Genomic DNA, 25555 nt, shown 5'->3' with positions numbered 1-25555 from the left:
AATTTATCGTTGTTGTAGAGGCTTGTTTGTGATGACAAGCTGTCAGATTCATGTCATTAAATGCCGCTAGGGTAAACTCTGCATGCTTAGAGGTAGGCAGTTGCGGGTCAACACGGTATGCTAATACCTGTCCCGTGATAGGTTAAATCCGCATGCAACCGCAATCCATACAGCAAATCAATCTTTCTTATGACCAGCATCAAGACCGCCTGCTCATGCGTGCGGCGGTGAGTGACGAACAGGAAATCCAGGTCTGGATTACCTACCGCGTGGCAAGGCAGATTTTCAAGGTATTTAATCAGGAGGCGCATTTGCCGGTGTCTGGTCCGTTGCCCTTGTCTGAGCAAAGCCTGCCGGAAGCCACCCAGCAGTTTGTACAAGAGGCGGAAGCAGTAGAGGCGCTGGATGATCTGGACTTTGAGACGGCCTATCAGGCGCCCAAAAGTGTGGTCACCGAGCAAACCCTGCTGGCGGTGGAAACGCGTTTTGTCTCGGTCAACGACCAACTTAATCATGTGCAACTGGTGTGCGCCAATGGCATTAACGTGAATATCAATGTGAACCATGAGCTGGTGCTGGCGATCAGCCGCATGTTGCTGTTGGCCAGCAAAGAAGCAGGCTGGACACTGCCATCCGCGCCAGCCAAGGAACCTCAGTCCGTTTCGAGTATCGTAATGGACATCCCCGTAGAAAAACAGGTATTACATTGATGGATCAAATCACGCTGGGAGACAGCGGTATTCGCGTCTCCAGAATCACCTTGGGCACCATGACTTATGGTGACCAGAACACCCAACAGGATGCAGAACACCAGCTGGATTATGCGCTGGCACAAGGCATTAATTTTATTGATACGGCAGAAATGTACCCGGTGCCGCCGCGTGCAGAAACGGTGACGCGTACCGAAACCATGCTGGGGCACTGGATCAAGAAGCAGTCTCGCGACCGGTTTGTGCTGGCCAGCAAGGTGGCCGGACCCCGCCGCGGCATGCACTGGATCCGCGGTGGCCCGAGTGGCATGGACCGTGCCAATATCCGCCAGGCGGTGCATGACAGTTTGCAGCGATTGCAAACCGATTACCTGGATGTCCTCTATTTGCACTGGCCCGAGCGCAATGTGCCCATGTTTGGCCAATATCAATTTGACCCGCATGCGGAACTGGATGCAGAAGGTCAGGCGATCAACTGGGTACCTATCCAGACCCAGCTTGAAGTGCTGGATGAGTTGGTGAAGGAAGGCAAAATCCGTGCAATCGGCCTCAGTAACGAGCAACCCTGGGGGGTGATGGAGTTTTTGCGTATTGCGCGCGAGCAGGGCTTGCCGCGCATTGCCGTGCTGCAAAATTGCTATAACCTCATGAACCGCGGTATGGAGTTTGGCATGACCGAAGTGCTTTACCGGGAAGGGGTCACGCTGGCGGCCTACTCGCCCTTGGCCTTTGGGCACCTCACGGCCAAGTATGTCGATGATCCGGCCACGCCCGGCCGCGTGACTTTGTTTGAGGGCTATGCCAAGCGCTATAAAAAGCCCGCGGTGCCGGCGGCGGCCAAAGCCTATGCCGAGTTGGCCCGTAGCCATGGCCTGACGCCGGTACAGCTGGCCTTGAGTTTTGTCTATCACCGCTGGTTTGTTGGCACCACCATTATCGGCGCGACCAGCCTGGCACAGTTACAAGAAAATGTGGCGGCTTATCAGGTCCACCTGAGCGCAGAGGTGCTGGCGGCCATCGAGCAACAACATCTCGTTATGATGAATCCAGCCCCTTAAGTTGGGCGCAATAGAAGGGAATCCATATGCTATTTTTTCGCAGACTGCGCAGCCAGTGGCGACATGAGCGGCTGTTGAATGCGCTACTGGTGAGTGGCCTGCTGCTGGCAGGTCAAGCACAGGCAGCCCTGGTGAACGACATGCAATCCGCTTTGCGTACTTGCCAAACCGAGTTTGCAGACGATGCTGGCCGGCGACTGGTGTGCTTTGATAAAGTGGCCGAGCAATTCGCGCCCAGCCATGTGGTGGCGCCTATCTTGGCGCCCAGCCAGGAAGCACTGGTCAAAAGCGTGAGTGCTGACACCGGCTACCTGTCACGCAAATGGCATTTGAATAGCCAGGATGAGTTGCATTTTACCGACCTTGAAACGCACCAGCTCAATTACATTGTCACCAGCTATTCGAGCAACCCTAACGAGGTCCCGGTTTCGCCGTCACGCCCCAACACGCAAAACCGTGACCTCGGACACAACGACCTGCATTTTCAGATCAGCCTGAAAACCCAGCTGATGAATATGTCAGACTGGCTGCCCAAAAATCAGTGGGTGCAGAGCGCGCGCTTATGGGGCGCTTATACCCAGCAATCGTTCTGGCAGGTTTACAACGAGGCACAATCTCGGCCCATGCGCGATCATAACTATTCGCCCGAGCTGATTTTGTCGCTGGGGCTCAACAAGCCAGCAGAGGGAGGGCTGTGGACCGCCATGCCTAATATGCTCAATCTGGGCCTGGTGCATGAGTCGAATGGCCGCTCACAACCGTTGTCGCGCAGCTGGAACCGCTTCTACCTGCAAGGGGGCTGGCAATTGAATGAACAATATAGCCTGCTGGTCAGGCCATGGTGGCGCATCCCCGAGAACAAGTCAGACGATGACAACCCGGATATCAGCAAGTATATGGGCTATGGCGATGTGACCTTGCACTGGGACAATGAACCCCACACCCTGGCCGCCAGCGTGACCTTGCGTAACAACATGCGCAGTGACAACAAGGGCTATATCCGCACCGATGTGCAATACAAGCCGTTTAAAAACGAGAGCGTGAAGTTTTATGCCATGCTGGCCAGTGGCTATGGCGTCTCGCTCCTGGACTACAACCAGGCACAAAACATGTTTGGCATCGGCTTTGCCATTGGCGAATAGCTCGCCGCAGCTGACGGCCAAGTCCAATTAGGGTTATTGAATTATGTTACTGATCACCAAAACCTTTCAACGCTTTTTAGACTCGGAGCAGGCCAGCAGTGTCTTGCTAATGCTGGCTACCGTGCTGGCACTGCTGATCGCCAATAGTGTGTTTGCCAGCCACTATCATGCGTTCTGGCATCTGCACGGCTTGGGGCTCAGCCTGGAAGAGTGGGTGAATGATGGTTTGATGGCCGTGTTCTTCCTGCTAATTGGCTTGGAGCTCAAGCGCGAGTTATATGTAGGCGAGCTTTCCAGCGTCAACAACGCGCTGTTACCGACGATTGCCGCCATGGGCGGTATGATTGCCCCTGCCTTGATCTTTTGGCAGTTGAATCATGGTACGGCTTACCAGTCCGGCGTGGGTATCCCGATGGCCACCGATATTGCGTTTGCCCTGGGCGTGCTCTCCATTTTAGGCAACCGTGTGCCGGCGCCGTTAAAAGTGTTTTTAGTCGCTTTTGCCGTCATTGACGATCTTGGCGCAGCCATCATGATCGCCGTGTTTTACACCGCCTCAATCTCGCTGCCGCACTTGCTGGCCGCGCTCACTGTGCTTGCCTTGCTGTTTGCGCTGAATCGCTTGCGCGTGCTGTCTATGCTGCCATACCTGCTCGGCGGGGCCTTCATGTGGTGGCTGACCCTGAAATCAGGCGTGCATGCGACGCTGGCGGGGATTGCGCTGGCGTTTGCCATTCCTTTTCAGCAGCTGGCCGAAGACGAGGATTCGCTTTCGCAACGGCTGGAACATGCCTTGCACTTGCCCGTTGCGTTCTTCATTCTGCCGGTTTTTGCCTTTGCCAATACCGGTGTTCATTTGGCAGCGGACAGTGTGCAATCGGTGTTTACACACAGCAACAGCCTGGGCATTATGGCTGGGTTGATTGTGGGCAAGCCGGTGGGCATTATGCTGGCAGTGTGGCTCTCCGTGGTTTTCGGGCTGTGCAAGTTACATCCGCCTTTGCGCTGGGCACACATTCTGGGCGCTGGCATGTTGGGTGGTATCGGTTTTACCATGTCCATTTTTATTACCAATCTGGCTTTTGACGGCATGGACGAGGCGATTAATCTGTCCAAAATGGCGATTTTGACCGGTTCGCTGCTGTCTGGACTCCTTGGCTGGGGATGGCTGAAGTGGACGCTGGGTCGCAGCCCGCGCTGATTTTTGGCAGCAGGCGGTTCTCAGTAAAATCATGAGTGGTTTTTAAGCTAGGTACGCAAGTGCTTTCTTGCACTGCGGCGTATAGTGATTGTTAACGAGATGCCTGTTGCCTCTCTTAATCACTCAAGGAGATTCATCATGTGGACTAAACCAGCAGCGACTGAAATGCGTTTTGGCTTTGAAGTAACCATGTACGTCATGAACAAATAATTCTGGCCAAGGTTTTATTGCAAAACACCCGGTGTTAACCGGGTGTTTTGTTTTGGGCCGACGTTTGGTTGTGGTCAGGCTAAAAAGCAACGCGCAATACAACCGCTATCGCGGCACTTAAATCTCTATGGATTTTGTGACGCTATCGCCTTCAGCCAGAAGGGTCAGTTTCGTCAAATCCCAGTCAGGCTGTTCTGCTGCCAGGCGGCTACGGCCAAGACGGTAGGCTTCTTCTACACTCAGCGCCAATACATTGGTTTCCCAGACGCGCTCACTGGCATCGGGTGCGCCTTGCCAGGCGCTGATATAAAAAATGGCCATACTCACTCCTTGATTAACATGCTACAGACCACAGGCTGTCTGCATGCGGTTGAGACACGTAGAACGTGTCAGTACGAATATCAGCAAAGTATCGCGCTGCCCGGTCAGACGCTCGTGCGATTTTACCTGTGACTTTCGCTGTGATGTCCCCTGGCCCATGCCTGCTGACCAGCGTTATCGGGGCTCACAATTCTTACAGCAAACTCAGTCTTGCCGCGATAGTGAGGGGAACCCTCGCCCGCCACACTCTCCGCTTAAGGTCACTGCATGAACCATCACCGTTGAGAGGAGACAGACATGATAGATGCCCGTGAAATTAAACCCGATATGCCCGTCACCACCGCCCAGTCCGAGCATGTCGCTGTGGTTGATCATATGGTTAGCGACGACCTGATCAAACTTAAACAAGACACGTCTGGCGTGCATCACTTTATCCCGGTGAGTTGGGTGATTTCGACTGAGGGCGGTATCGTGAAAATTAACCGGACGCTGGCGCAGGTGACCACAGACTGGGCCACTGAGGCATCATCCTGAGTTTGCCCTGCATCAAGGCTTAGGCGATGTGCACACGTGGACGGCGCTTGCCTGGACTTGCCCGTGAGCTCAATGTGTTGGACGTGAAACATCGCTAAAAATCCGCTTCTAAGCCGCGCACACAGCCAAAACAAAAACCTGCGGTAAGCAGGTCTTCGCTATCAGGGTGCGCCAGTGCAGGGTGTGACTTTCTGGCCTGGTTTAAGAATGCGCATCGGCCTCTGCCTGCGCGGCATCCCGCAATTTCTTCACCTCGTCATGATTGCGTTTTGCGCCTTCGAGCTGACGAACAACCACAGTACGGATATGGGTTGGCAAATCCATTTCAGCGGCTTCTTGGTAAGCCTTCAGCGCCACATCCTCGCCGCGTTCGGTTTCATTAAGCACCGACAGCGTATTGTTGCTGGTGAGGGCTGTTTTAAGATCTATCCAGTGTCTGTGCAGCGCGCCGCCCAAGCTGGTTGAGGCGGCGGGTTCGCCCCCTTGCGAGCGCACCAGCCCTTGCAACTCTTGTACGCTGGCCGCCACCTCTTGCGAGCGCCGCATGAAAAAAGCCTTGAGTTGGGGATGATCTACATTCTCAGCCGATGCGCGAAACCCTTCTTCGCCATCGCGGGATACCTCAATCAAATCGTTCAGGGTAGCAATGAAATCGTCTCTGTCTGTCATGTCTCAGTTTCCAAAAGCGTTTGTTGATGGTGAGGAGATCTGAGTATGCGACAGCACAGCCTGGCCCCCCATCGGATGAATGCGCAAGCTGGTGTAAGAATGGCTATCTATAGGCCCGCTTATCTGGGCAGATGCCCATTTCTCCCACCTGGCCACGTCAAGGGGCTGCTTATGCTTCCGTCGGCCAACGTAAATTCTGACAGTCAGATCAGCCTGTTGCGGGTATGGATGCGGCTGTCCTGCTTGCATAATGGCGCATCCTTCTTTACAGGAGATGATGATGAATCCCATCCGTTTATTCGACTATGTGACACCGCGTAGTGAGCAGCCCAAGGTGCTCGCGATGCCCAAACCCGGTGTCACGCAGTTGCTGATATTTTATATATTGCCACTGTCCTTGATCCCATGTATCACGATGTACTTGCGGCTGGATCATCAGGTGCCCAAATTGTTTTTTGACCAATTACCAGGTAACCGCTTGCTGATGGTGAGCGTCGAGTTGTTGTTTCTGCAATTGCTGCTGGTGCTGGTGATGGCATGGATTACACAGCATCTGGCGCAGATGGTGGGTGTGAAGCCTGGCTTCCGGGATGCTCTGTTGTTAATCACGCTGGCGACAACCCCGCTGTGGCTGACTTCGCTGTTTTACCTGGTCCCCAGCCTGAGCGTTAATGTGCTGGTGCATGGGGTGGCGGCGCTGATTGCCGTTGCGCTGGTCTACCGCGGTGTGCGCTATGTGTTTGGCATCCGTGAGCGCGGGGCACTGTTCTCACTCACCCTGGCCATTATCTGCACCGCCGGGCTGGGCTTTGGCGTGATTCTGATCGGCTCGTTGATTTCGTGGGAAACCATTGAACAACTGCAATTTGCCGTCAAAAAACTTTAGCCACGCTGCCGGTGTTATTTGAATCCGTCTGGTCAGGGTTCTGCCGGGTCTGACGGCTCAATGTGGTCGGGGCTGGGATCAGGCCATGTGTCAGGGCATAACGGATCAACGCCGCATTATTGGGCACGCCCATTTTGCGCAAGATTTTGGCGCGGAAGACACTGACAGAACCCGGCGCAATGGCAAGCTCGTCTGCCACGGCGTTGACCGGTTGGCCTTTGATCAGCTTGAACAAGACCTGTAACTCCCGCAACGATAACTGCTCATGCCGCATGGGTCGTGACTCCGTCAACAGTTGGTGGTGGCGCGGCATCAGGCAGGATTTTCCGCGCGCAATGCTGCGGATGGCTGGAATCACCTGCGAACTTTGCGTGGTGTAAGGCAGATAGCCCTGACAGCCCAAACGGATAAAATGAATCATGCGGTCAGGCCGCTCACTGCCATTGATCACCAGAATCGGCAGCCCTGGTGCGGCATGTTTGAGATCACACAAAATTTCAAGACCATTTTGGTTGGGGGCCGAAATGTCCAGAATAACCGCATCCAGCGGTTGCTGATGGATCAGGCGAATCGCTTCGCGCACCGTTGGCACTTCGTAAAGCAGCTGCAGGCGCAGGTCATTTTGTAACAGGGTGTGTAATGCGTGGTGGCTCAGGGCATGACCATAAATCAGTAATAATTTTTTCATGGCGGTCTCGTCTCGTTTCTGTGATCAAAACCGGCACGCGAATACCGGGGCTTAAAACGCCTTCCAGCTATTTTTTTTAATGTTTTTAATTTTTAATCGTGTGCGGCTACGGTCGCATGCACACCGCTGGTTGCTTCCCTATTCTCAGAGGCGTTCGAGTCGGTATGTCGGGCAGTTTTATGGCTGCCTTTGACATTCCAGATCACATTGCCGACATCATCTGCCACCAGCAACTGCCCTTTTTTATCAACAATCACACCGACGGGACGCCCACGTGCCTGCCCGTCTGCATTCAAAAACTCGGTCAGTACGTCAATGGGTTGCCCTGCGGGCTTGCCTGCTTCAAACGGCACAAAAATGACTTTATAGCCGTTGTAAGGCTGACGGTTCCAGGAGCCATGCTGGCCGACAAACATGCCGTTTTGAAATTGCTCGGGCAGCTGATTGCCTTTGGCCGGGAATAGGCCCAGTGAAGCCGTGTGTGTGCCCAGTGCATAATCAGGAGGGATCGCTGTGGCAACCAGCTCAGGGCGGGGCGGTTGTGCCCGCTCATCTACATGTTGGCCGTAGTAGCTGTAGGGCCAGCCATAAAAGCCATTCTGTTTGACCGAGGTCATGTAATCCGGCACCAGGTCACTGCCGAGTTCGTCTCGCTCATTGACCACGACCCATAAGTCGCCAGTATGCGGTTCCCAGACCATGCCATTCGGATTGCGCAAGCCGGAAGCATAGATGTGATGCTGGCCAGAGACTGCATCGACCTCCCAAATAGCCGCCCGCTCTTTTTCTTCGTCCATGCCGTTTTCACCGACATTGCTGTTGGAGCCGACCGTGACATACAGTTTGCTGCCATCGGGGGTGGGTAAAATATTTTTGGTCCAATGATGATTGCGTTCTGCGGGCAGGTCGGTGACTTTGGTGGGGGCAGCGGTGATTTCAGTCTGGCCTGGCTGATAAGGGAATTTGATCAAGGCATCAGCGTTGGCCACATAAAAGGTGTCCCCAATCAGGGCCATGCCAAACGGCGAATGCAGGTCTTTGATAAAGACATGTCGTTCTTCTGCCACGCCATCGCCGTCATTGTCGCGCAGCAGCATGATGCGGTTCATGCTCTCAGCCCCTGCGCCGCCGTCTTTCATAAACAGGCTGGCAATCCAGCTTTTGAGGCTGAACCCTTCTTTGTTAGGCGGGTGATTGGTTTCTGCCACCAGAATATCGCCATTAGGCAACTCATACAGCCAGCGCGGGTGATGCAGGTCGCTGGCAAACGCGACCACATGGGTGCCTGGCGCAGAGGCTGGTTTTTCACCTTGCGGCCAGCCAACCGCTTTTGCCACATGGACGGTGGGAAGCCAGCTGGCATGATAGGAGGACAGATCTGGTGCTGGCCCATAGCTGGCCGACTCAGGCAGTTGGGCCGGTGGCGAACAGGCACTCAGTCCCAGCAGGCAACCGCTGATCAGGGACAGTTGAAAACGGGGCGGACGGTCTGTGGCGGTATGCATCGTGTACTCCTCTCTATCATCTGTTTCTGGTCTTTGCCAGACTGGTTTTCATGGCATGGCCTGCCAGATGGCAGCTAGCGCCGGGTCGCCACAATCTGGTGAATGCCGGTGAGTCCCTGTTCAAACTGGATCAGGCTGGACATCAGATACAGTCGCCACGCACGGTAACTGCGTTCGCCCAGGGTGCGGGTGATGTCCTGGTGTTGCGACGTCAGTCCACTCAGCCAGTGGCGCAGGGTCTGAACAAAATGCTGGCGCAGTCCCTCAATGTTAAACACCTCAAACTGGGCGGCATCCATACACTGCAACAGCTGTGGAAAGGTGGCCAGCTTGCCTTGCGGGAACAACTGCTGATTCACCAGCGTATGGGTTGGGTCCTCTGGCTGCCAGGCTGCGCGCTCGTTGGTCATGCCATGGCTCAAAAACAAGCCGCCCGGTGTCAGCGCGGCATGGACTGTATTCAAGAACGCCGGCAAATGCGGTTCACCTACGTGTTCGGCGACCCCGATACAGACGGCTTTGTCGTACTGGCCTTGTGCCGCCACAGCGCGATAGTCGCCAGGGATCAGTGTCACCAGATGGGTGAGTTGTTCGCTTTGGATCAGCTGGCTGGCATAGGCATATTGGGCAGGGTTCTGGATATAAGCATGCACAAAGACCCCGTAATGCTTGGCGGCCCAGCAGGCCAGTCCGCCCCAGCCGCCACTAAGGTCGAGCAAATGGTCACCGTGTTGCAAACGCAGCTTCAGGCAAATCAGTTCCAGCTGGTTTTTTTGCGCCTGCCCGAGCTCACGCGTTTGGCCACAAAAATAGGCGCAGGAATGCAGCATACGTTCATCCAGCCAATGGCGATAAAACTCAGCCGGCACATCGTAGTTGAGTGGCAACAGACCAGACTTTGGTACAGCGCCGTGGCGAGGTGGTAATGGTGCCAGCGCACGTAATGCACGTGCAAGTGTGGTGGCCAAGGGGATAGGCAGAGACTGGAAGTATTCCAGGCATTGCAGTGCGGCATGAAAGTCGCCCACGACCTGGATGTGACCGTCTATATACGCAGTCATCCAGGGGACGGGTGTGGTCAACAAGTGAGGATCACGTACCAGTTCTGCAGACAGTGACAGCGTAAATGCCGGTGATTGCTCGCCCACATAAAGCAACTGGTCATTCCATAAACGCAGGGCAAACGCATCTGTATAGTCTTCAAATAGCTGATTCAGCAGTAATTGGGCCTGGGTCAAGGCCTGTTGATCTTCTTGTTGCCTGGCCTGATGCCAATGCCAAAACTGCTCCAGCGTCAGGGCATCCAGTGGGCGTGCCTCCAGAGGCAGCACATTAATAGGGCGGTTGTACATGGGTGACTCCTCACAGTTGTCCGTGTTTCCGTCAAAAAAATAAAGCCCCGCTTTGACTGCTGCGTTGCGTCAAATGAAGATGTCGATGAACTTTCGCGTCGCCGCCGCAGTAAAAAAGCAGGTGGTTTGAATGTGTCTTCAGGCCTGAAGTGTAAGAAAAGCGCCCAAGAAGCCAATATAGGCACATGACTGATTGTCATGTCAGACCTGTCTGACAGTGCAGACGGGGTGTCTTTTGCGGGCGGAATGCCTCGTCCCGTCATGCTTGTCTCAAGACCGTGACACCCATGAATGTTGCCCGTTTCCCTGTCCGACAACTCCTACAATAAATTGCGCCGTTGTGACATGGGCACTGGTTTCGCTTTTCTCCATAATCGTTTACACATTCATTTTTCCAATCACCCTTACCATTGAGGAGACCATCATGAGATTAAAAACTGGCCTGGAAAATCGTCCAATGGCTACCTTGCCTCAAGCAAGCCCGAATGCAACATTGCGTGCTAAAACAAGTCTGGCCTTGCTGGTGCTAGTCACCGGCCTGGCTGCCTGTGACAAGCAAACCACGGCTTCCGGCGATCCCTCTGCTAAAACCGAGGCGGCTGCAAGCACTGAAACGATCAAGTTTGTCACCACCCAGGATGGCTCGCCATTAGAAATCAAGCCTGAATTGTTTGATACGCCAGCCGCCAAAGAATTTTTAGCGACAGGTAAGAACCCTTATGTCGGTAAAGAAGATGCGATTGCAGCAGGTAAAAAAATCTTCCAACTATATTCTTGCACCCAATGCCATGGCCCGGAAGCGGGTGGGCAAGTGGGCCCTGCGCTCACCGGCCCCAACTATAACTATGCCAAAGACGCCACCAATAAAGGCATGTTTGAAACCGTGTGGCATGGCACCAATGGCGGCATGGGGGCCAAAGGCAAAGGCTTGATGGACCCTTCAGACCCGAATAACGGCATCACCCCGGATGAGTTACTTAAAGTGATTGCCTGGATCCGTAGCCACGGCCAGTTGACCGGCAATGAAGATGCCGCTTCGTGATAATCCTACAAATCCGTCGTAGGCAGGCTGACATACAGCCTGCCTAGGTATCCTTAGCATAGGGACATGCTTGCCTGCTTTGGCAGGCTTTCCATCAATATCTTTTTGAGAAGGATGCCCCTATGACCAACACCCTGAAAAATACCCTTTCTGTTGTGACCGCCGCGTTGTTAATGGGCAGCACGACCCCCAGCCTCGCAGCACCCGATAACATGTCTCCTGACGCTGTGCCACCGGCGCAAAAACAAAAAAATCAGGTGCCAGATACCAACCAAAACGGTAACTATCTGGAGACGCAGCCAGACAACAACAATCCTCCGCAAAATCCTAAGGGCACCGGTGACCAGCAACACAATGGCCGCCAGCAGCAAAATGCCCAGCCTTCCAAGCCTGCCAACATGGAAAAGAGCAAACGTTTTCATCAAGACCCACAACAAGGGGGGACAGGCGTAAAGCAACCATAACGCGTGCCCAAGGCCCTGAAGCCATGTTGTTATGGTTATTGCTTCAGGCCCGTGCCGCCCGATCATCTTCTTAAGCCTGCAGTTGGCTAAGGAAGGAGAAGGGTCGCCTGCCACGTGTGTATGTTTCATTGATGAAAGGAGAACTGTGATGACTGAAGAAGAAATGCAAGCGTGTATGACCTTGTGCAAACAATGCGCCGATGCCTGTGAGAATTGCGCGGTGGCTTGTGAAAAAGAGGCAAATCCCATGCTGACCACTTGCATAGAACTTGATATGGACTGCGCAGACTTTTGCCGGTTGACGGCGTCATTTATTGCGCGGCGCAGCGAGTTTATGGAACTGGTTTGCCAGGACTGTGCAGAAATCTGTACCACCTGTGCCGAAGAGTGCGAAAAACATTTGTTTGACCATTGCCTGATGTGTGCGCAAATGTGCCGCCGCTGTGCAGACGCTTGTCTTAAAGTAGGTGTTGCGGCACTCGCTTAGCGCTATTCGCCCAATTTCACAAGATTTACTTGTTGAGTTAAAAAAATGCCCCTGGCCATGGCTGGCACAGGGGCAACGGAGAGAAGATCGTAGCGTGGGGACTTACTGTGCGACCACAATATCGTCTTTCACAGCAGTCACACCTTTGACATTTTTAGCCAATTGCACTGCTTTATCTGCTTCGGCCTTAGTTTTAGCCACGCCAGATAATTGCACCAGGCCATTGCTGTCGGTTTCAACTTTGATATCGGTGGCACTCACGGCTTTGTCCTTGGCCAAGGCCGCCTTTACTTTGGCCGTGATCACGGTGTCTTCTACCTTGGTACCAATGGAGTCGCCATCCGCGGCAAAACTTGCCATCGGCAACAATAAAGCACTTACCAGCAAAATGGATTTCAATGTCGTTTTCATGTGCAGTCCTTTCAAAATCATCGAGCTCTCATTATTCAAAAAATGCGCAGGGCCAGCCATACACCGGATTCTGATCCTGCCGTAGGAGTTGACTGACGAAGTTTGTAAGTACGATAAGATAGCGCTTTAGCGCTTCACTCCCCGTTGAAATCTTTTTTACCATGACTACCACTTTTCCGTTGCTACATCATCAAGTCTTGAACGCGTCCACTGAACCCAGTGGCACGCCTTTGTTATTGCTCCATGGTCTGTTTGGCTCCGCCGACAATTGGGGCAGTATTGCCAGGTATTTCGCCCAGAAGAGGCCGGTGATCAGTGTCGATTTGCGTAACCATGGCCGCTCACCGCACCATGAGTCGCAAACCTATTCCGAAATGGCGGCGGATGTGCTGGCCGTGTGTGACCATTTGAAGCTGACGCAAGTGCATGTATTAGGCCATTCGCTGGGCGGCAAGGTGGCCATGCAGTTCGCCATGCAATGGCCGCAACGCGTGAGCAAGCTGATGGTGGTGGATATGGCCATGCGCGCTTATGCCGACGTGCACACGCCGCTCATAGACGCCATGCTGGCGGTAGACTTGCACCAGTGCGCGTCCCGCGGTGACGTGGATAAAGCGCTCGCTCCTGCTATCCCCAACCTGATGGTGCGCCAGTTCTTGCTCACCAATCTGCATAAGGTGGATGGTCGCTTGCAGTGGCGGCTCAATCTCGCGGCCCTCAAAGCCAATTATGGGCAACTGCAGTCAGCACTTTTGCCGCCAGAGGCCACTGGCCTGACGATGCCTAGTCTGTTTATTCGCGGGGAGCGGAGTGATTATGTCAATGCGCAAGACATTCACACAATTAGCCAGCACTTCACTCAAGCCCACTTTGTCAGCCTGCCCACCGATCATTGGGTGCATGCAGAACAGCCGCAATTATTTATGCAAACAGTAGAAGCGTTTCTGGCGGAATAATGCTTTAGTCTCTACTGATGAAAATCATGAGCCTGATTCAGGTAAAACTGCGCTCAACAATTTTCAAGCAGGCGCTCATACTAGTCACACGTTTGAGTGTTAACTTTTTAGGAGATCTACCATGTGGACTAAACCAGCAGCGACTGAAATGCGTTTTGGCTTTGAAGTGACTATGTACGTAATGAACAAATAATTTTAGCTAGGCTAAAATGACAAAAGCCCGACTCGATGTCGGGCTTTTTGTTTGGGGCACAGGCATTAGAAATGCATTGTCAGTGTGACTTCTGCGCGGCGCGGCGCACCAGGACCATTGAGGTTATTGCTGGTACCGTGGCCAGAAGCATAGTAACGCTTATCGGTCAGGTTTTTCAGATTGAACGCAAGGTCGTAACGTGAGCTATGATAAATAGCTGCTGCATCTGCCGTCATATAACTACCGAGGGCCACCAGATTGTCATTCGACGCATAGCGATTACCGACATAATTCAGGCCACCGCCCACACTCCAGCCTTCATTGAGTTGATGCATTACCCACAAGTTGGCGCTGTTTTTTGGGGTGAGGGCTGCCCGTTTGCCTTGTAAGGCAACGCCGTTTTGTATCGCTACTGAGTCAGTGATGCGCGCATCCAAATAGGCGTAGCCAGCAAACACTTGCCAGCGTGGCGCAAGTTCACCCGTCATGGTCAACTCCAGTCCTTCTGTTAATTGTGTCCCCACGCCTATCAAGGCATTGTTGACTGGATTAGTCCCTTTGATGTTTTCGCGCTCAAGATGAAACAGGGCGGCGGTGGTAGACAATTTGCCATTGAAAAAATCGGTTTTGCTGCCGATTTCAATATTATTGGTCTCTTCCGGGGCTAGCTGGCTTTGCTGCTGCGAGAAGCTCAAGGTTTCGCCAGAGGGCTGGAAAGAGCGACTCAATGAAATATAGTAAGACTGCCAATCCGTGGGTTGGTAGACCAGGCCAGCACGCGGGCTCCAGGTATGATCTGTGCGCTCGGGGCTCACCGTAGACAAGCGGTCTTCAACCTTTTGCGCGAAGCGGTCATGGCGGCTGCCGACCAGCGCTTTCCAGTGCTCGGAAAGCGTAATCATGTCCTGCACATAGACGCCAGTCACTTGCAGAATGGTCTGGTTACTGAGGTTGGGATTGCTGCCGCGCACGCCAAACTGTGACAGGCTGGGTAATACCGGATCAAACAGGGAGACGGTCACCGTCGGATTGCTCCAGGCCCAGCGCTTCATGGTTTTGCGTTGCTCGCCAACTTCCAGACCGTAGAGTAATTGATGCTGCATGCCAGCCCATTCGGCTTTTTGCAGTACTTCAAACTGGTTGAACCAGCCATCGTCCTGGCGCCATAACTGGTTGTGCGTCAGGGTCGCTGTGCGCAAATTATCATTCACCCCTGAAACCAGTGTGTTGTTGCGATCCATTTCGTAATGATAGGCGCCAACCATATTGCGCACTGACCATTGGTCGTTAATCTGGTGTTTCAACACCGCGCGGCCAGACAACACATCTGAGTCGGTGTAATCATCATCGCGGGCATTGCGTGAGCCATAGTAGGTGTCTGGATCAATGTTGAGCGGCTTGCCCCGATAAGCCGGGATCCCGAAGTCGGTCACTCGGCGGTCATGCAGTTTTTCTACCTGCAACAACAAGCTGGTATCTTCACCCAGTTGCAAGTGCAACGAAGGGGCGAGGTTTTGCCGTTCCAGAAAGCCCTGGCTTCTAAAACTGCCAGAATCCTCAACGGCGCCGTTGATCCTGAAGGCCGCTGAATCCCCCAGTTTGTCGCCGACATCAAACTCGCCGCGGCGCTGTTTGTAAGAGCCGCCGTTGAGTTTAATGGTGCGGATGGTCTCGCCAGGTTTTTTGGTGATACGGTTAATCAAGCCGCCAGAAGAGCCACGTCCATACAATACCGCGGCTGGCCCCTTGAGCACTTCCACGCGCTCAATATTTGACAGGTCGCGGTAATACAGCGCGTCATCACGCATGCCATCAATATACATGTCACCCATCGCATCAAAACCACGAATCACAAACTGATCACGCTGGCCGTCACCCAGATTCAGCGAGACGCCAGGCACGTTCTTCAATACATCCTGTAACGAGTGCGCGGCCTGGTCCTGAATAATTTGCGCAGGGACCACATCCACCGTTTGCGGAATATCCCGTAGTGGTGCAGCAATCTTGGTTGCCGTGCTATTCACCAGCGGTTGATAGTCCGTGCGGCTGGTTTTCTTTTCCTTGACCGTGACCTCGGGCAGGGTGTCAGCAACCGCGCTATCATTTTTTGCAGAGGCGTCTGCGAGGGCCTGGTTGGACTGGACAGCACTGGCCAGCAGCAATGCCAGTGTAATCGGCCGTAACGTCGATGAGTGGTAATACATGAAAACTCCCATAGGATAAAAGGCTCTGCCAGGCAGAGAGGCGTGCGGTTGAGTCTAGGCTCAACTTCTATTAATGGTAATGATAACTATTTTCATTAATAATTTGAAGGATGCAGCAAAGAATTTGCTTCTGTTAACATCAGGCTGGTGAAAATCATGAGTTGCATTCGCGTAAAAGCGCGCTCAACAAAAGGCTAGCGGGCAGGCATACTGGCTACACGTTTGATTGATTGTTAACTTTTTAGGAGATCTACCATGTGGACTAAACCAGCAGCGACTGAAATGCGTTTCGGCTTTGAAGTAACCATGTACGTAATGAACAAATAATTTTAGCTGAGGCTAAAATGACAAAAACCCGACCAAGTGTCGGGTTTTTTGTTTGAAGGAGGTGCCTGTTTTACTATAAGACATGAGAGTTCTCCATCATGATTTTAAGATCGATAACAGAGTTCACCATCAGGTGGTAAGCCAAAGCAGTAGCCGCTCAAACAGAGAGAGCACGATTGATTGTACGTTATGCCAATAGTTCTACAGTCGCTAATCCAGAGGATGCTCAAGAATCGATTTTACCTTTTGGTTTTGTTCAGTCTCCTATCATTGCTTCCTTATGTTTATTTAAAAGCACTCTTGGCAAATACCTAGAAAACATTCATAAAAGAGAAAATGTGATTGTGAGTGTTTATGTTGATGACATTATCGTTTCTTCTAGTAGTGAAGACGTGCTCAAACAAATCAAAGCAGAAATTCATGTCGCGGCTGATAAGGCTGGATTTGTCTTAAATGCAGCAAAAGAAGAGGGGCCTGCAACATCTATTACTGCTTTCAATATAATTTTGGCTCATAACTCTTTAGAGGTATCTGAAGGTAGAATGACTCTATTTAAAGCTGATTATGAGTCTGCGGCAAGTGAGAGCGTTCAACGTGGTATTGCAGGATATGTATCGTCAGTCAATGAGACTCAGTCTAGCAGCTTATCAATGATTCCTGATTAAAACGGAATGTCATCCTCAGCAAAGCGAAACTCACCTTTATATCTATAGATTTTAAGTAACGCGTCAGACACTTTTTTCTTTAGCTGTTCATTTTCACTGAGTATGCTGACATATCGGTCAATATTTTCAAAATAGACTTCTGCATATTTTCCCGACTTGTTCCAGTTAATTCCAATACTATCTCTATCTAACTGTTGCCCATTTAATTTCCACATTTCGGAAGAAAGTGTCCATCCAATCTCAGCTCTAAATTCTGGAAAAAGAATCATAGTTCTAGAGTAGTCAGTCAGGATTTCTTCATAAAATGAGGTTATTTTTGTATCAAACCATTTTTTGTTAGCTACGTGTAAACGGCTATAGTCTTTTAAGATGTTTGTGAATGATGAGGCCGATGCGAATCTAATTCTGGAAACGGTTTCTTGGCGCTTAATAATGTATTTTGATATGTAGTGTTCGCTATCTATCTCTTGTTGCGAAATTTCATCGCCATTAATGAGCAGCCTGTATAGCTCAGAGTCGATGATGGATAGTAGATTAAACTGGTATACCGAAGGAGTTTTTTTTCGCCCAGAAAGCACACCTAACTCGTATGCTTGTGCTTTTATTAAAGAAGTAACAGCTTTAAATATGTTTGTATCATTTCGTGGAGTGCCGTTTACTCGACTCATCTCCTGAAAGGCAAATACCTCATAGTTAGGAGTTTCAAGAACCTCTGTCACGCCTAGAGCTTGTATCTCTTCGTGATAGGTTTTTTTAATTTTTGGTTTTTCTAGATGATAGGTTAAAGATTTATCATTGCTCCAAACATGCAGGGGCCACCAGTCAGCATTCGGTTTTTTTAAATCAATCGGCCGGGCTAGTAATGCCCATATGTCTTGTTCGCTTTTCTTACAGCTAATCAAAAGAGTTGTATATACGTCAACTTGTTGAATCTTTGAAACCTTGTAAGCCAGAATATCAATCTCTCTGACATTGCCCTCAAAATCATCTTCATAGTATTTATTGCTTATAACGCTCCATCCATCAGCTTGCAATATATCGTTAATCTTACTTTCTAAAACGAAGCCAGTCTTTTTAATTTCATTCGCATATTTATCGGTCATAGCAAAAGGGACTCATGATTTTTATAACAATCTTGTTTGAAAATCGTAATACCGGTTGATAACGGAGCTATTTTTAGCACAGTTTTAGCACAGACACACGGACTAATTTAGCACACTCTAATGTAACTATTTGATTTTAATGATTTAAAAAGTGTTTTTAGCCTCACGACACACGGATTTGGTATCCTTTTGCAGAAGTTATTGTCCGGAATTGACCTGTTTTGGCCAAAAAAAAGCCCCTCATCGAGGGGCTTTTTAGAAGAATTTAGCACACTTTTAGCACATGACACATGGACTAAATTAGCACAGTTGAGCTAAGTTCTTGATTTGTATGGTGGTGAAAGAGACCCCAAAATAACTCTTTTAATATGCTGATTTTATTAACTATTATTCGTTAGTAAAATCTTAATTACCCCAAAAGTTACCCCGAGTGTAAATTGGTAACAGTCAGTATTATTTTACATCAGGCTGCTGTTACTATTAGTTTTTCTGCGGGCATTATTTTTAAGCCCTTCAATCCTATGAAGTTATGTTTTATAACATTTGAAAGATAGTGTTTTGCTTCGGTAGAGTCAGGGGCGATATGGCTAGAATATGTACCGGATTTCAGATTTATTTCCCATCTTTTATTCTTAGAAGAATAAACTAACTCTCCACCTATTCTTGCTGGTTTACCGTCGATAAGAGTTGGGTGTCCAAGGAATCCATCAACATCATTCTCTAAGTCTTCCCCAAACACCAAATCACCAAATTCATTTATAACCCATATATATTTAGTCTTTTGATCTAATTTTTTCCAGTCCCACTGACCACTTCTTACAACGCTTACATCCTTTCCTCTCGGTATGTTTCCGTAAGCGTCAGTTTCACCCGATTTTAATTTTCGCCTAGGCAAACCCAGTGGTCCATATAAAATATTTAATGTTGTTTTTTCATTTTCACTAAAAAACTTTGAGAATCCACCAATAAATTTTTTCAGGTCATCATTTAGCTCAAAAGACTCCCAAACTCTATCTTTTACTAAACTTTCAACATATTTCCACATTGTCTCAGCATTAAGACTGTAGGAAATATATCCAATTAAAACTTTCCCTTGAGGAACTTCGGTGGCATCAAAGAGAATATCTGTGTACTCAGATCTACTTTCGAATTCTAGAAGCCTACAACGCCAAATATATTTAGGCATACTGCCCATTAAGAGTGACTTTTTATTGGAAGTGCCATTGTAGGTTTGAAAGTTGTCCTTTTTTAATAGCTCTTCTTTAATGCTGTTACTCGTAATTAATCTTATGTCCCAAACTGAAGTTATGCCTTTTTCGATACTTTCAACTACCTCTTTGTAGTACTCTTTTTCTTCCTTATCTTGCAATGTCTTCGACTGTTGCATTAAAAATTGTTTAGACTGACATAGATATTCAAAAAGTGCTTGGCACATCTCTTTGATGTTTTTATAAGGTATTCTGATTTTATGATATAGGCCGACGATTAGAATTTCTGGCACGAAAATTTCATTATTCTCGTTAAGTAGAGAAATTTCTAAACCATATTTAGTTTCGTTACGGTCAGTACCAGGCTTTGTAGCTGTGAATTTTTTCACTTCAGATGAGATTTTCACATATGGACCATATCTATCATCATGAGCATAAATTTTGTCTATTTCATGAGATCTAAACTGCTGAAACTTTCCGGGTTTTTTATTCTCATTTGATAGGTGATAGCCTAGAGCGCAAACCAGATGTTTGCCAAGTGGTCGACTTTTTCCTTCATTTGTTTTCTTGTAAATGTCACCCCCAATTAGAACGGGAATATCATTGCTAATATATGCATATATGGTCTCATTGAGATCATCATAATTTTTACCCGCAATTTCAATGACTGAGGGTTCTAGATCATAGTGCTTGAGAGTTCGTGAGACTTGGGTATGAGTTAATCCGGTATTTGGAAAGGTTCGAGTACCGTCCTGAGAAAAGCTGGCCGCAGCTTTGGTAATTGAGCTTGGAGAAGGTAAGCTATCTTGATGGGTAGTTGATGACGCTCCAAGTAAAGTCCACAGTGCGCTAGTTGCGCAGGCTGAAACCACTTTATCTTGTTCAAGAAACGCTGTAGTTTTTATATTCAGATTAACGCCAAACAAAGATACGCTGTTTTGTTTCGTAATCAATTTATAATCTGGGTGGTCAGTAAATTGTCCATAAGGTTTTAAGCATACTTTTGCAAAAAATGTATGTGGAATAGGCCTAATTACGGCAAAGCCTATGTAATGTTTATTGAGTTCTGAAAAGAATTTATATTTATTCTCAACGTAAGACGAAGTGAATGTTAGCTCGTCAAACTCGTTGGAAAAAAAATGAACTCTTACGCACTTCCTGGGATGGGATGCAAAACATCTAGCGTAATATTCGGAATAGTCTTCAAGATAGTGTCGATCAATATACTCATTTTCGACAACTATTGTTTTAGCAGCTATATGATCCACCTCTAAGTAATTACACAAGTAATTTAGTTGTGGCTTGATGGAAACTTCGCTGCGTTGAGTCCAGCCTGTAAAGTATCTTACAAGTTCAATCAAATAGTCTTTGTTGTATTTAACAACGCTTATTGGTGAAATATCTTCTGAAGACATGAATCAACCTACTTTATAGATAGGTTGATTATAACGACAGGGTCAAAATATGTAAATTTGACCAAATTCAGGAATATTACAAGCCGTATGTGTAATTTCTTGATGCCGTACTAGAAGGTTGGGTTTCTGATATTTTCAGAAGGTTTTCTTTTAATTGGGATTTGTTAATGGCTGATTTGGCCTCGGCAATGTATTTGCGCTCCAGAGAACCATATCTATCAGCTCTCTCCGCAAGCCGGACCAATGCTCTTAGCCTATCTCTTTCGCTCATTTTCTTCATCGCATTCATTTTAATGAAAAATCCTATAACTATACCAAAATTAGATTGTTATGGAAAGAAGAATTTTTAAGGAATTCTTCAAAGAATAAAATATTTTTTTCTGTATGTCTAGCGCAATACAAATTTAAGCTGACTGCAGTATTTGATTTCAATTATTTTCTGCAAAATTGCACTTAAATGCTGGAAGTGTTGTTTTCAAAATTTAGCTGAGTTTATTTTTAAATACCAATCAATTTGCGAGGATTATTACTCGAACATCAATGCCCTTAGGGTATTTGGTTTTTACTCTGTTGAGAGGATTAGGCCAGTCGTAAACCGGGAAAGCCTTCGGCTATGAAGCGATTTCACGCTCGCAATAGAGGGAAGTCAAGCGCATGCGCGCGCAGAAGAGGCCCACGAGGTCGTCATCCTGACCGCTGTAATTTGACGGCGACTCGTCAAACGTGAAGGCGTTTCAAAATTCATCATGAGTGGCGTCCAGCCAGACAAATCAAGGGTTGCAGCCCTAGCTGCTGGTCGCTAGACCACCCTGGATGGTGATGAGTTCTGAAATGCTAAAGCGAATATACCTGGAAGCACCGGCTTGAAGGAGCAGTTGCTCAATCGTTATAGTGGTTTTACGAATAGATTTACGAGTTTGCGATGATTTGTTTAGGAAGAACTAGCATAGATGTGTCAAAAATATTCTTAATTGTTAGCTTAAACTTTTCTAAATTTTTGGGTGTTCAAATTGTGAACACATATGGAAAGCATGTAATTTGAAAATCATCAAGGGTAATCGCCAAAAAGCAGAGGCTGATCTATTGCATGCTATATGGACAGATCCAACGCCTAGATACAAGATTTTGCTCAGTAAGCTTTACCCGAGAAAACCTCAATTTGAATTGATTAAGAGGGCGAGTATTGAATCAGTCACAACTCTCGAGATTGACGATTTAAAACAGTAGGTCTGATTTTCTGGCAAATTTAAATCAACAAGCCCAGAGTGTTAACATTGTTAACAGTTGCTTAATTACCCACCAACCAAAAAAGCTGAGTAGAACCTGGTTAATCGTTATTTTCAGATAATCTGGTTGGTAAATCTTCAAAAATCGACTCGCTCGATATAATCTTCCCCTTAGGTAGTAGGCTTTGGGCGTACCCAGCTAGAAATACAATATATTCTTCTGGTATCGGGCCCTCATCTGGAGGATATTTAGGGCTAATATGTACCAAGTTCAATTTTTGAGGCATTTTGCCTAAATCTTCCTTGAGTTTTGTGGCTGTTCACAATGTGAACAGCTCGCTAATAATGCAAAAATGATCCCCACTGTGCGATTTCATTAGTTTGCGACGACTGCTTCAGCAATTTTCTCTGTGACCATCCGCAATCCCTGGTTGGCGAGCTCAGTCAAATTGGCCTCATCCAGTTTGGTATCCACCTTTTCGAGGGATAACGAATAATAGTGGCTTGGTTCCGCATCGTATAACACCGTGAACACCACCAAATGATGCGTCTCTTTGCATGCATCCCCACAGAGGCTGACATCATTTTGTAAATGCCCTCCCTCAATTGGGTCAGTGCTAGGGGTTGATGAGAAAACCTTCCTAGTGAGATTGGCAACAACATTGAGTGCAACACCACCCCAAACCCCAGCTGAAGAGCCCATCGCCTGAGAAAGCTTGGTCCCTTCATGCACAACACCAGCGTCTAGCTTGGTAACGTCGTGACTTTGGTGCGCGGTTAGTATGGATTCAGAAGCATGTAGTTTCGACATGACCAGCCCGTCAGGTTTGATGTCCTTGATCATGATCGCGCCGCTATCAAACGCTGTCTTGTCGCTTGAATACGTGTGTGTATAGGCAACAACTCTGAATATTTTAGGCAGCCAGCCGCCATCTGATTTAATGCCTTTGTCACTAAGACTTTTTCTGACGAGCTTGGTAGCCTCAATGCCACGTTCTCTGCCATCAAAAAATACTACAGTCAGGTTTTTGCCCTTAACGGACGAATCAATCTGGCCTGACTCTTGAATTGTTAATCCTGTATTAGCGTTTTCACTCTGCGCTTGAATTTGCACCTCGGAATAAGCCTGATGCGACACCATCATCAGCGTTAAAAATGGGATCAATCCTCTCATGATTGTTCTCCCTTTTCACCGGCTATGGTGTTTTTACTTCCCAGCTGCTCCTTTTGATTTTCTTCCTGTAGCTTTTGCCTGACTGACCACCAGGCCATGAATACGGCAAAAGCCAACAGCATCGAAAATGCGATATACATTCCGTTAATCATACTCATTGTGAATTCCTTAAATTTTTATGAATGTTGAATCAACATTCGGGTGAGGAATCATCATCAAGAGAATCGTATTGGGCCAATGAGAAAGGAATGACTTTGCATGGAGGTGATTTGAACGGTTGATCAGTCAGTCCAAAATCACGCAGATAATCGACTGCGCGCAGACTGGAGACATGAATCAAGGCATAAATGGTTTGTGGATGAAAGTCGTCATCCACCGTCTCGCACATGATTTCACGCTCTAGCCCGTTAACCCCGATAACTTGAACCAACCCAAACTTTGGGTGATGGGCAAGGCTACCTTGGGGGCAATTTCTGGATGCAAATCTTTGTGCTTCACTCATTCATTATTCACCATGCAATATCATCCAAACACGGTGCCATAGAAGACAATACCAATACCGTTAGGCATGGCAATGCCACATATGACACAAGCCAATGTTCACTTGAAGGATGATCGACTGTAAATTAAAAGCACATACAAAGGCGACAACACTGCCTAAGCAATTTTGCTTTTAGTTAATTGGGTTCAGTCAGGAACGGGTCAATAAAAAATGGGGTGAAGCTCTTTTAGAAAAAAAGACTGAACAGCTTGAATGTTTGATTTGCGAGCAATTGCATCTCAAACATTAGTTTTTATATTACCTAGGCAGAATAAAAGAATCAACAATACCGATTTATTTGCGAAAGCATTAATCAACGATCAGTGATGCGACAATCGGGATGGGGTCAATCCGCATATGCTTGCAAAGCTCCAGGAACTCAATCACATCCAGTCTGCGTTCTCTGTTTTCAATTTTGGCAATAAATGATTGTGGCTTACCCATGCATGCGGAAAGCTCTGTCTGGGTCATGTTTTGCTTTTTGCGACAATCCACAAGTTGCTTGATGAGTTTTGCATAGTTGTCGGTATAGGTGGATTTTGTCATCGCCGTCACTGTTAAAAAACAATCAGGCTTGAATAAATAATCCCATTTCAGGATAATCCCAAAATAGGATAATTTATCGGTCAATAAATTAATCCAGGTAAATAAGCGCATGCGCTTATTTATTTTGCATTCAAAGAATGGGGTGTTTTAAAGGGAGGTGTGATGAAGTATCAAAGAGGATTATTGTTCGGGTTAATGATGTGCTTGTCTGGATGCGCGAATATTAGAAATTCCAATGTTGAGGATATCCGGGTGGATGGTCTACCACTAGGTAACGTTGAGGATGTGGCCAGAATACAAATTCAGACCTACAAGAAGGATCCAAAAAATCCTTTATACCCTTGGTGGAGTGCAACAGTTATTGGGTTTGATGGGATTGATTTACCAAAAAATCACAAAGCATCAGTAATACAAACTACACCGGGCAAGCACAAGGTCGGCATCGCATACTCAATTGAGGCTGAATTCAACCCTACCGGTAAACGGGTTCGTAACACCTGCCTTATTGAGAGTATGGAGCTGGAGGCTGGAAAATTATTGTTTATCAACTCACTTTCCATTAATGCAATAGGTCAGTGCAGCATCAAATATGGGCAAGATGACCCAATGACTGCATACCAAAAGAGGAAACATTAAGGTCCGAGGGTTTCGCTATTGGTGTTCATCAGGTTTAGATCATTTCAGGTATGTGATTTAAGAAATAGTCGGTGGAGGAATCATGCTGTTTAACGAGCTGGGTAATTATAAATACATCATGCTGTTTATGCTGATTCCTATCAGCAACCTCTGGATAAATGGCTTTGTTGCAGGCGCGGTCTGGATTGGTATCTTGGTGTATGTGGTTCCACCCGTATTGGCTTATATGCTTGATCGCTATAAGGTGGGGCAGCCAAATCAGATGGATCATTATCGAAAAGGAAATAGAACGCCGCGATTAAATCATGAAAGTTTATTGGGTGGGGCAATGATAGCCAGTCAATTGAATCATTTACATGACAACCCGGTTGCCGGGATTGAGCAGTCTGACAATATTCACTCTGACTCACAAAGGGCTGCTGAATGGGACGATTGGGAAAGTGAAAACTCCCGTTTTGCGAATGACATTTTAAGTCATACAAGAGACACTACAGATGATTGGAATCACTTTCACGCCCGTGATTACGACTCATCAGCTTTTAGCCATTATGATATTTTTGATAACCATGGAATCAATCCAGCCAATGGACTCCCGATGATGGATAGTTCAACTGATATTCATGGGAACATGTTTGGCACAAATTCAGTGGATGATACGTTTACCAGCACTTGGGATAGCAT

General features: G+C 48.2%; 29 protein-coding genes. 16 read left to right on the top strand and 13 right to left on the bottom strand.

Features of this window, described 5'->3' with window-relative positions:
* Window positions 1-152 precede the first annotated feature (152 nt).
* The 5 genes from INP77_RS07860 (at window position 153) to pqqA (INP77_RS15030) (ending at window position 4321) form a co-directional block, all read left to right on the top strand.
* Entirely contained in the window at window positions 153-710 is a 558-nt protein-coding gene (locus INP77_RS07860) for a hypothetical protein (RefSeq protein WP_194748510.1), read from the top strand.
* Window positions 710-1768 carry an aldo/keto reductase gene (locus tag INP77_RS07855; protein ID WP_194748509.1) on the top strand — a complete coding sequence of 353 codons (1059 nt, stop codon included), beginning with the start codon at window positions 710-712 and terminating at the stop codon, window positions 1766-1768. Before INP77_RS07860 ends, INP77_RS07855 begins: the two co-directional genes overlap by 1 nt.
* A 26-nt stretch (window positions 1769-1794) precedes the next feature.
* Window positions 1795-2910, top strand: a complete 1116-nt coding sequence (locus tag INP77_RS07850; protein WP_194748508.1) for a phospholipase A — start codon at window positions 1795-1797, stop codon at window positions 2908-2910.
* A gap of 43 nt (window positions 2911-2953) precedes the next feature.
* A complete protein-coding gene (nhaA, locus tag INP77_RS07845) occupies window positions 2954-4111 on the top strand; it encodes a Na+/H+ antiporter NhaA (protein WP_194748507.1) in 1158 nt (385 codons plus the stop codon).
* A gap of 138 nt (window positions 4112-4249) precedes the next feature.
* A complete protein-coding gene (gene pqqA / locus INP77_RS15030; protein ID WP_081624291.1) occupies window positions 4250-4321 on the top strand; it encodes a pyrroloquinoline quinone precursor peptide PqqA in 72 nt (23 codons plus the stop codon).
* A gap of 117 nt (window positions 4322-4438) precedes the next feature.
* Here pqqA (INP77_RS15030) and INP77_RS07835 read toward each other — a convergent pair whose 3' ends face one another.
* On the bottom strand, window positions 4439-4642 hold the full coding sequence (locus INP77_RS07835; protein ID WP_194748506.1) for a hypothetical protein: 204 nt from the start codon (window positions 4640-4642) through the stop codon (window positions 4439-4441).
* 297 nt (window positions 4643-4939) lie between these two features.
* On the opposite strand from INP77_RS07835, the gene INP77_RS07830 reads away from it, so the two are divergent.
* Entirely contained in the window at window positions 4940-5176 is a 237-nt protein-coding gene (locus INP77_RS07830) for a DUF2171 domain-containing protein (RefSeq protein WP_194748505.1), read from the top strand.
* 201 nt (window positions 5177-5377) lie between these two features.
* Here INP77_RS07830 and INP77_RS07825 read toward each other — a convergent pair whose 3' ends face one another.
* A complete protein-coding gene (locus INP77_RS07825; protein WP_194748504.1) occupies window positions 5378-5845 on the bottom strand; it encodes a PA2169 family four-helix-bundle protein in 468 nt (155 codons plus the stop codon).
* A 280-nt stretch (window positions 5846-6125) separates the two neighbouring features.
* On the opposite strand from INP77_RS07825, the gene INP77_RS07820 reads away from it, so the two are divergent.
* A complete protein-coding gene (locus tag INP77_RS07820) occupies window positions 6126-6731 on the top strand; it encodes a Yip1 family protein (protein ID WP_194748503.1) in 606 nt (201 codons plus the stop codon).
* On the opposite strand, the gene INP77_RS07815 is transcribed toward INP77_RS07820, so the two are convergent.
* From INP77_RS07815 to INP77_RS07805, 3 genes are all read right to left on the bottom strand, one after another.
* The gene (locus INP77_RS07815) at window positions 6718-7419 is read right to left on the bottom strand and encodes a response regulator transcription factor (protein ID WP_194748502.1); all 702 of its coding nucleotides are present in this window, start codon (window positions 7417-7419) and stop codon (window positions 6718-6720) included. The two genes, INP77_RS07820 and INP77_RS07815, sit on opposite strands and share 14 nt — an antisense overlap.
* Before the next feature lie 92 nt (window positions 7420-7511).
* On the bottom strand, window positions 7512-8924 hold the full coding sequence (locus INP77_RS07810; protein ID WP_194748501.1) for a sorbosone dehydrogenase family protein: 1413 nt from the start codon (window positions 8922-8924) through the stop codon (window positions 7512-7514).
* A 74-nt stretch (window positions 8925-8998) separates the two neighbouring features.
* Complete coding sequence (locus tag INP77_RS07805; RefSeq protein ID WP_194748500.1) at window positions 8999-10276, bottom strand: cyclopropane-fatty-acyl-phospholipid synthase family protein; 1278 nt, start codon at window positions 10274-10276, stop codon at window positions 8999-9001.
* Between the two features lie 457 nt (window positions 10277-10733).
* Here INP77_RS07805 and INP77_RS07800 point away from each other — a divergent pair, with 457 nt between their 5' ends.
* The 3 genes from INP77_RS07800 (at window position 10734) to INP77_RS07790 (ending at window position 12269) form a co-directional block, all read left to right on the top strand.
* Window positions 10734-11318: a cytochrome c gene (locus INP77_RS07800; protein ID WP_194749081.1), complete on the top strand. Its 585-nt coding sequence runs from the start codon at window positions 10734-10736 to the stop codon at window positions 11316-11318.
* Between the two features lie 122 nt (window positions 11319-11440).
* Window positions 11441-11782, top strand: a complete 342-nt coding sequence (locus INP77_RS07795) for a hypothetical protein (RefSeq protein ID WP_228518807.1) — start codon at window positions 11441-11443, stop codon at window positions 11780-11782.
* A gap of 148 nt (window positions 11783-11930) precedes the next feature.
* Complete coding sequence (locus INP77_RS07790; RefSeq protein ID WP_194748499.1) at window positions 11931-12269, top strand: four-helix bundle copper-binding protein; 339 nt, start codon at window positions 11931-11933, stop codon at window positions 12267-12269.
* Between the two features lie 102 nt (window positions 12270-12371).
* Here the strand turns inward: INP77_RS07790 and INP77_RS07785 are convergent, their stop codons facing one another.
* The gene (locus tag INP77_RS07785; protein WP_194748498.1) at window positions 12372-12680 is read right to left on the bottom strand and encodes a BON domain-containing protein; all 309 of its coding nucleotides are present in this window, start codon (window positions 12678-12680) and stop codon (window positions 12372-12374) included.
* Between the two features lie 161 nt (window positions 12681-12841).
* On the opposite strand from INP77_RS07785, the gene INP77_RS07780 reads away from it, so the two are divergent.
* Window positions 12842-13636: an alpha/beta fold hydrolase gene (locus INP77_RS07780; protein WP_194748497.1), complete on the top strand. Its 795-nt coding sequence runs from the start codon at window positions 12842-12844 to the stop codon at window positions 13634-13636.
* 121 nt (window positions 13637-13757) lie between these two features.
* Window positions 13758-13829, top strand: a complete 72-nt coding sequence (gene pqqA, locus INP77_RS07775) for a pyrroloquinoline quinone precursor peptide PqqA (RefSeq protein WP_081624291.1) — start codon at window positions 13758-13760, stop codon at window positions 13827-13829.
* Window positions 13830-13894: 65 nt separating this feature from the next.
* On the opposite strand, the gene INP77_RS07770 is transcribed toward pqqA (INP77_RS07775), so the two are convergent.
* On the bottom strand, window positions 13895-16033 hold the full coding sequence (locus tag INP77_RS07770) for a TonB-dependent siderophore receptor (protein WP_194748496.1): 2139 nt from the start codon (window positions 16031-16033) through the stop codon (window positions 13895-13897).
* A 255-nt stretch (window positions 16034-16288) separates the two neighbouring features.
* Here INP77_RS07770 and pqqA (INP77_RS07765) point away from each other — a divergent pair, with 255 nt between their 5' ends.
* The gene (gene pqqA, locus INP77_RS07765; protein ID WP_081624291.1) at window positions 16289-16360 is read left to right on the top strand and encodes a pyrroloquinoline quinone precursor peptide PqqA; all 72 of its coding nucleotides are present in this window, start codon (window positions 16289-16291) and stop codon (window positions 16358-16360) included.
* 176 nt (window positions 16361-16536) lie between these two features.
* On the top strand, window positions 16537-17025 hold the full coding sequence (locus INP77_RS07760) for a reverse transcriptase domain-containing protein (protein ID WP_194748495.1): 489 nt from the start codon (window positions 16537-16539) through the stop codon (window positions 17023-17025).
* Here INP77_RS07760 and INP77_RS07755 read toward each other — a convergent pair.
* From INP77_RS07755 to INP77_RS07730, 6 genes are all read right to left on the bottom strand, one after another.
* Entirely contained in the window at window positions 17022-18128 is a 1107-nt protein-coding gene (locus tag INP77_RS07755; RefSeq protein ID WP_194748494.1) for a hypothetical protein, read from the bottom strand. The genes INP77_RS07760 and INP77_RS07755 overlap by 4 nt on opposite strands.
* A 463-nt stretch (window positions 18129-18591) precedes the next feature.
* On the bottom strand, window positions 18592-20751 hold the full coding sequence (locus tag INP77_RS07750; protein WP_194748493.1) for a hypothetical protein: 2160 nt from the start codon (window positions 20749-20751) through the stop codon (window positions 18592-18594).
* A 1602-nt stretch (window positions 20752-22353) separates the two neighbouring features.
* Window positions 22354-23151 (bottom strand): hypothetical protein, encoded by a 798-nt coding sequence (locus tag INP77_RS07745; protein ID WP_194748492.1) that lies wholly within the window; start codon window positions 23149-23151, stop codon window positions 22354-22356.
* Window positions 23148-23309 (bottom strand): hypothetical protein, encoded by a 162-nt coding sequence (locus tag INP77_RS07740; RefSeq protein WP_194748491.1) that lies wholly within the window; start codon window positions 23307-23309, stop codon window positions 23148-23150. Before INP77_RS07740 ends, INP77_RS07745 begins: the two co-directional genes overlap by 4 nt.
* Before the next feature lie 32 nt (window positions 23310-23341).
* Window positions 23342-23653, bottom strand: coding sequence for a hypothetical protein (locus INP77_RS07735; RefSeq protein ID WP_194748490.1), 312 nt, complete (start codon window positions 23651-23653; stop codon window positions 23342-23344).
* Window positions 23654-24001: 348 nt separating this feature from the next.
* The gene (locus INP77_RS07730; protein WP_228518806.1) at window positions 24002-24322 is read right to left on the bottom strand and encodes a helix-turn-helix transcriptional regulator; all 321 of its coding nucleotides are present in this window, start codon (window positions 24320-24322) and stop codon (window positions 24002-24004) included.
* A gap of 78 nt (window positions 24323-24400) precedes the next feature.
* On the opposite strand from INP77_RS07730, the gene INP77_RS07725 reads away from it, so the two are divergent.
* Window positions 24401-24874 (top strand): hypothetical protein, encoded by a 474-nt coding sequence (locus INP77_RS07725; protein ID WP_194748489.1) that lies wholly within the window; start codon window positions 24401-24403, stop codon window positions 24872-24874.
* Between the two features lie 82 nt (window positions 24875-24956).
* On the top strand, window positions 24957-25555 hold a 599-nt coding region (locus INP77_RS07720; protein ID WP_228518805.1), incomplete at its 3' end, for a hypothetical protein.

The organism is Methylophilus sp. 13 (genome assembly GCF_015354335.1).
GTDB classification, from domain to species: Bacteria; Pseudomonadota; Gammaproteobacteria; order Burkholderiales; family Methylophilaceae; genus Methylophilus; species Methylophilus glucosoxydans.
The sequence above is the reverse complement of the archived record's forward strand: the minus strand, read 5'-3'. Positions and strand labels throughout refer to the sequence as shown.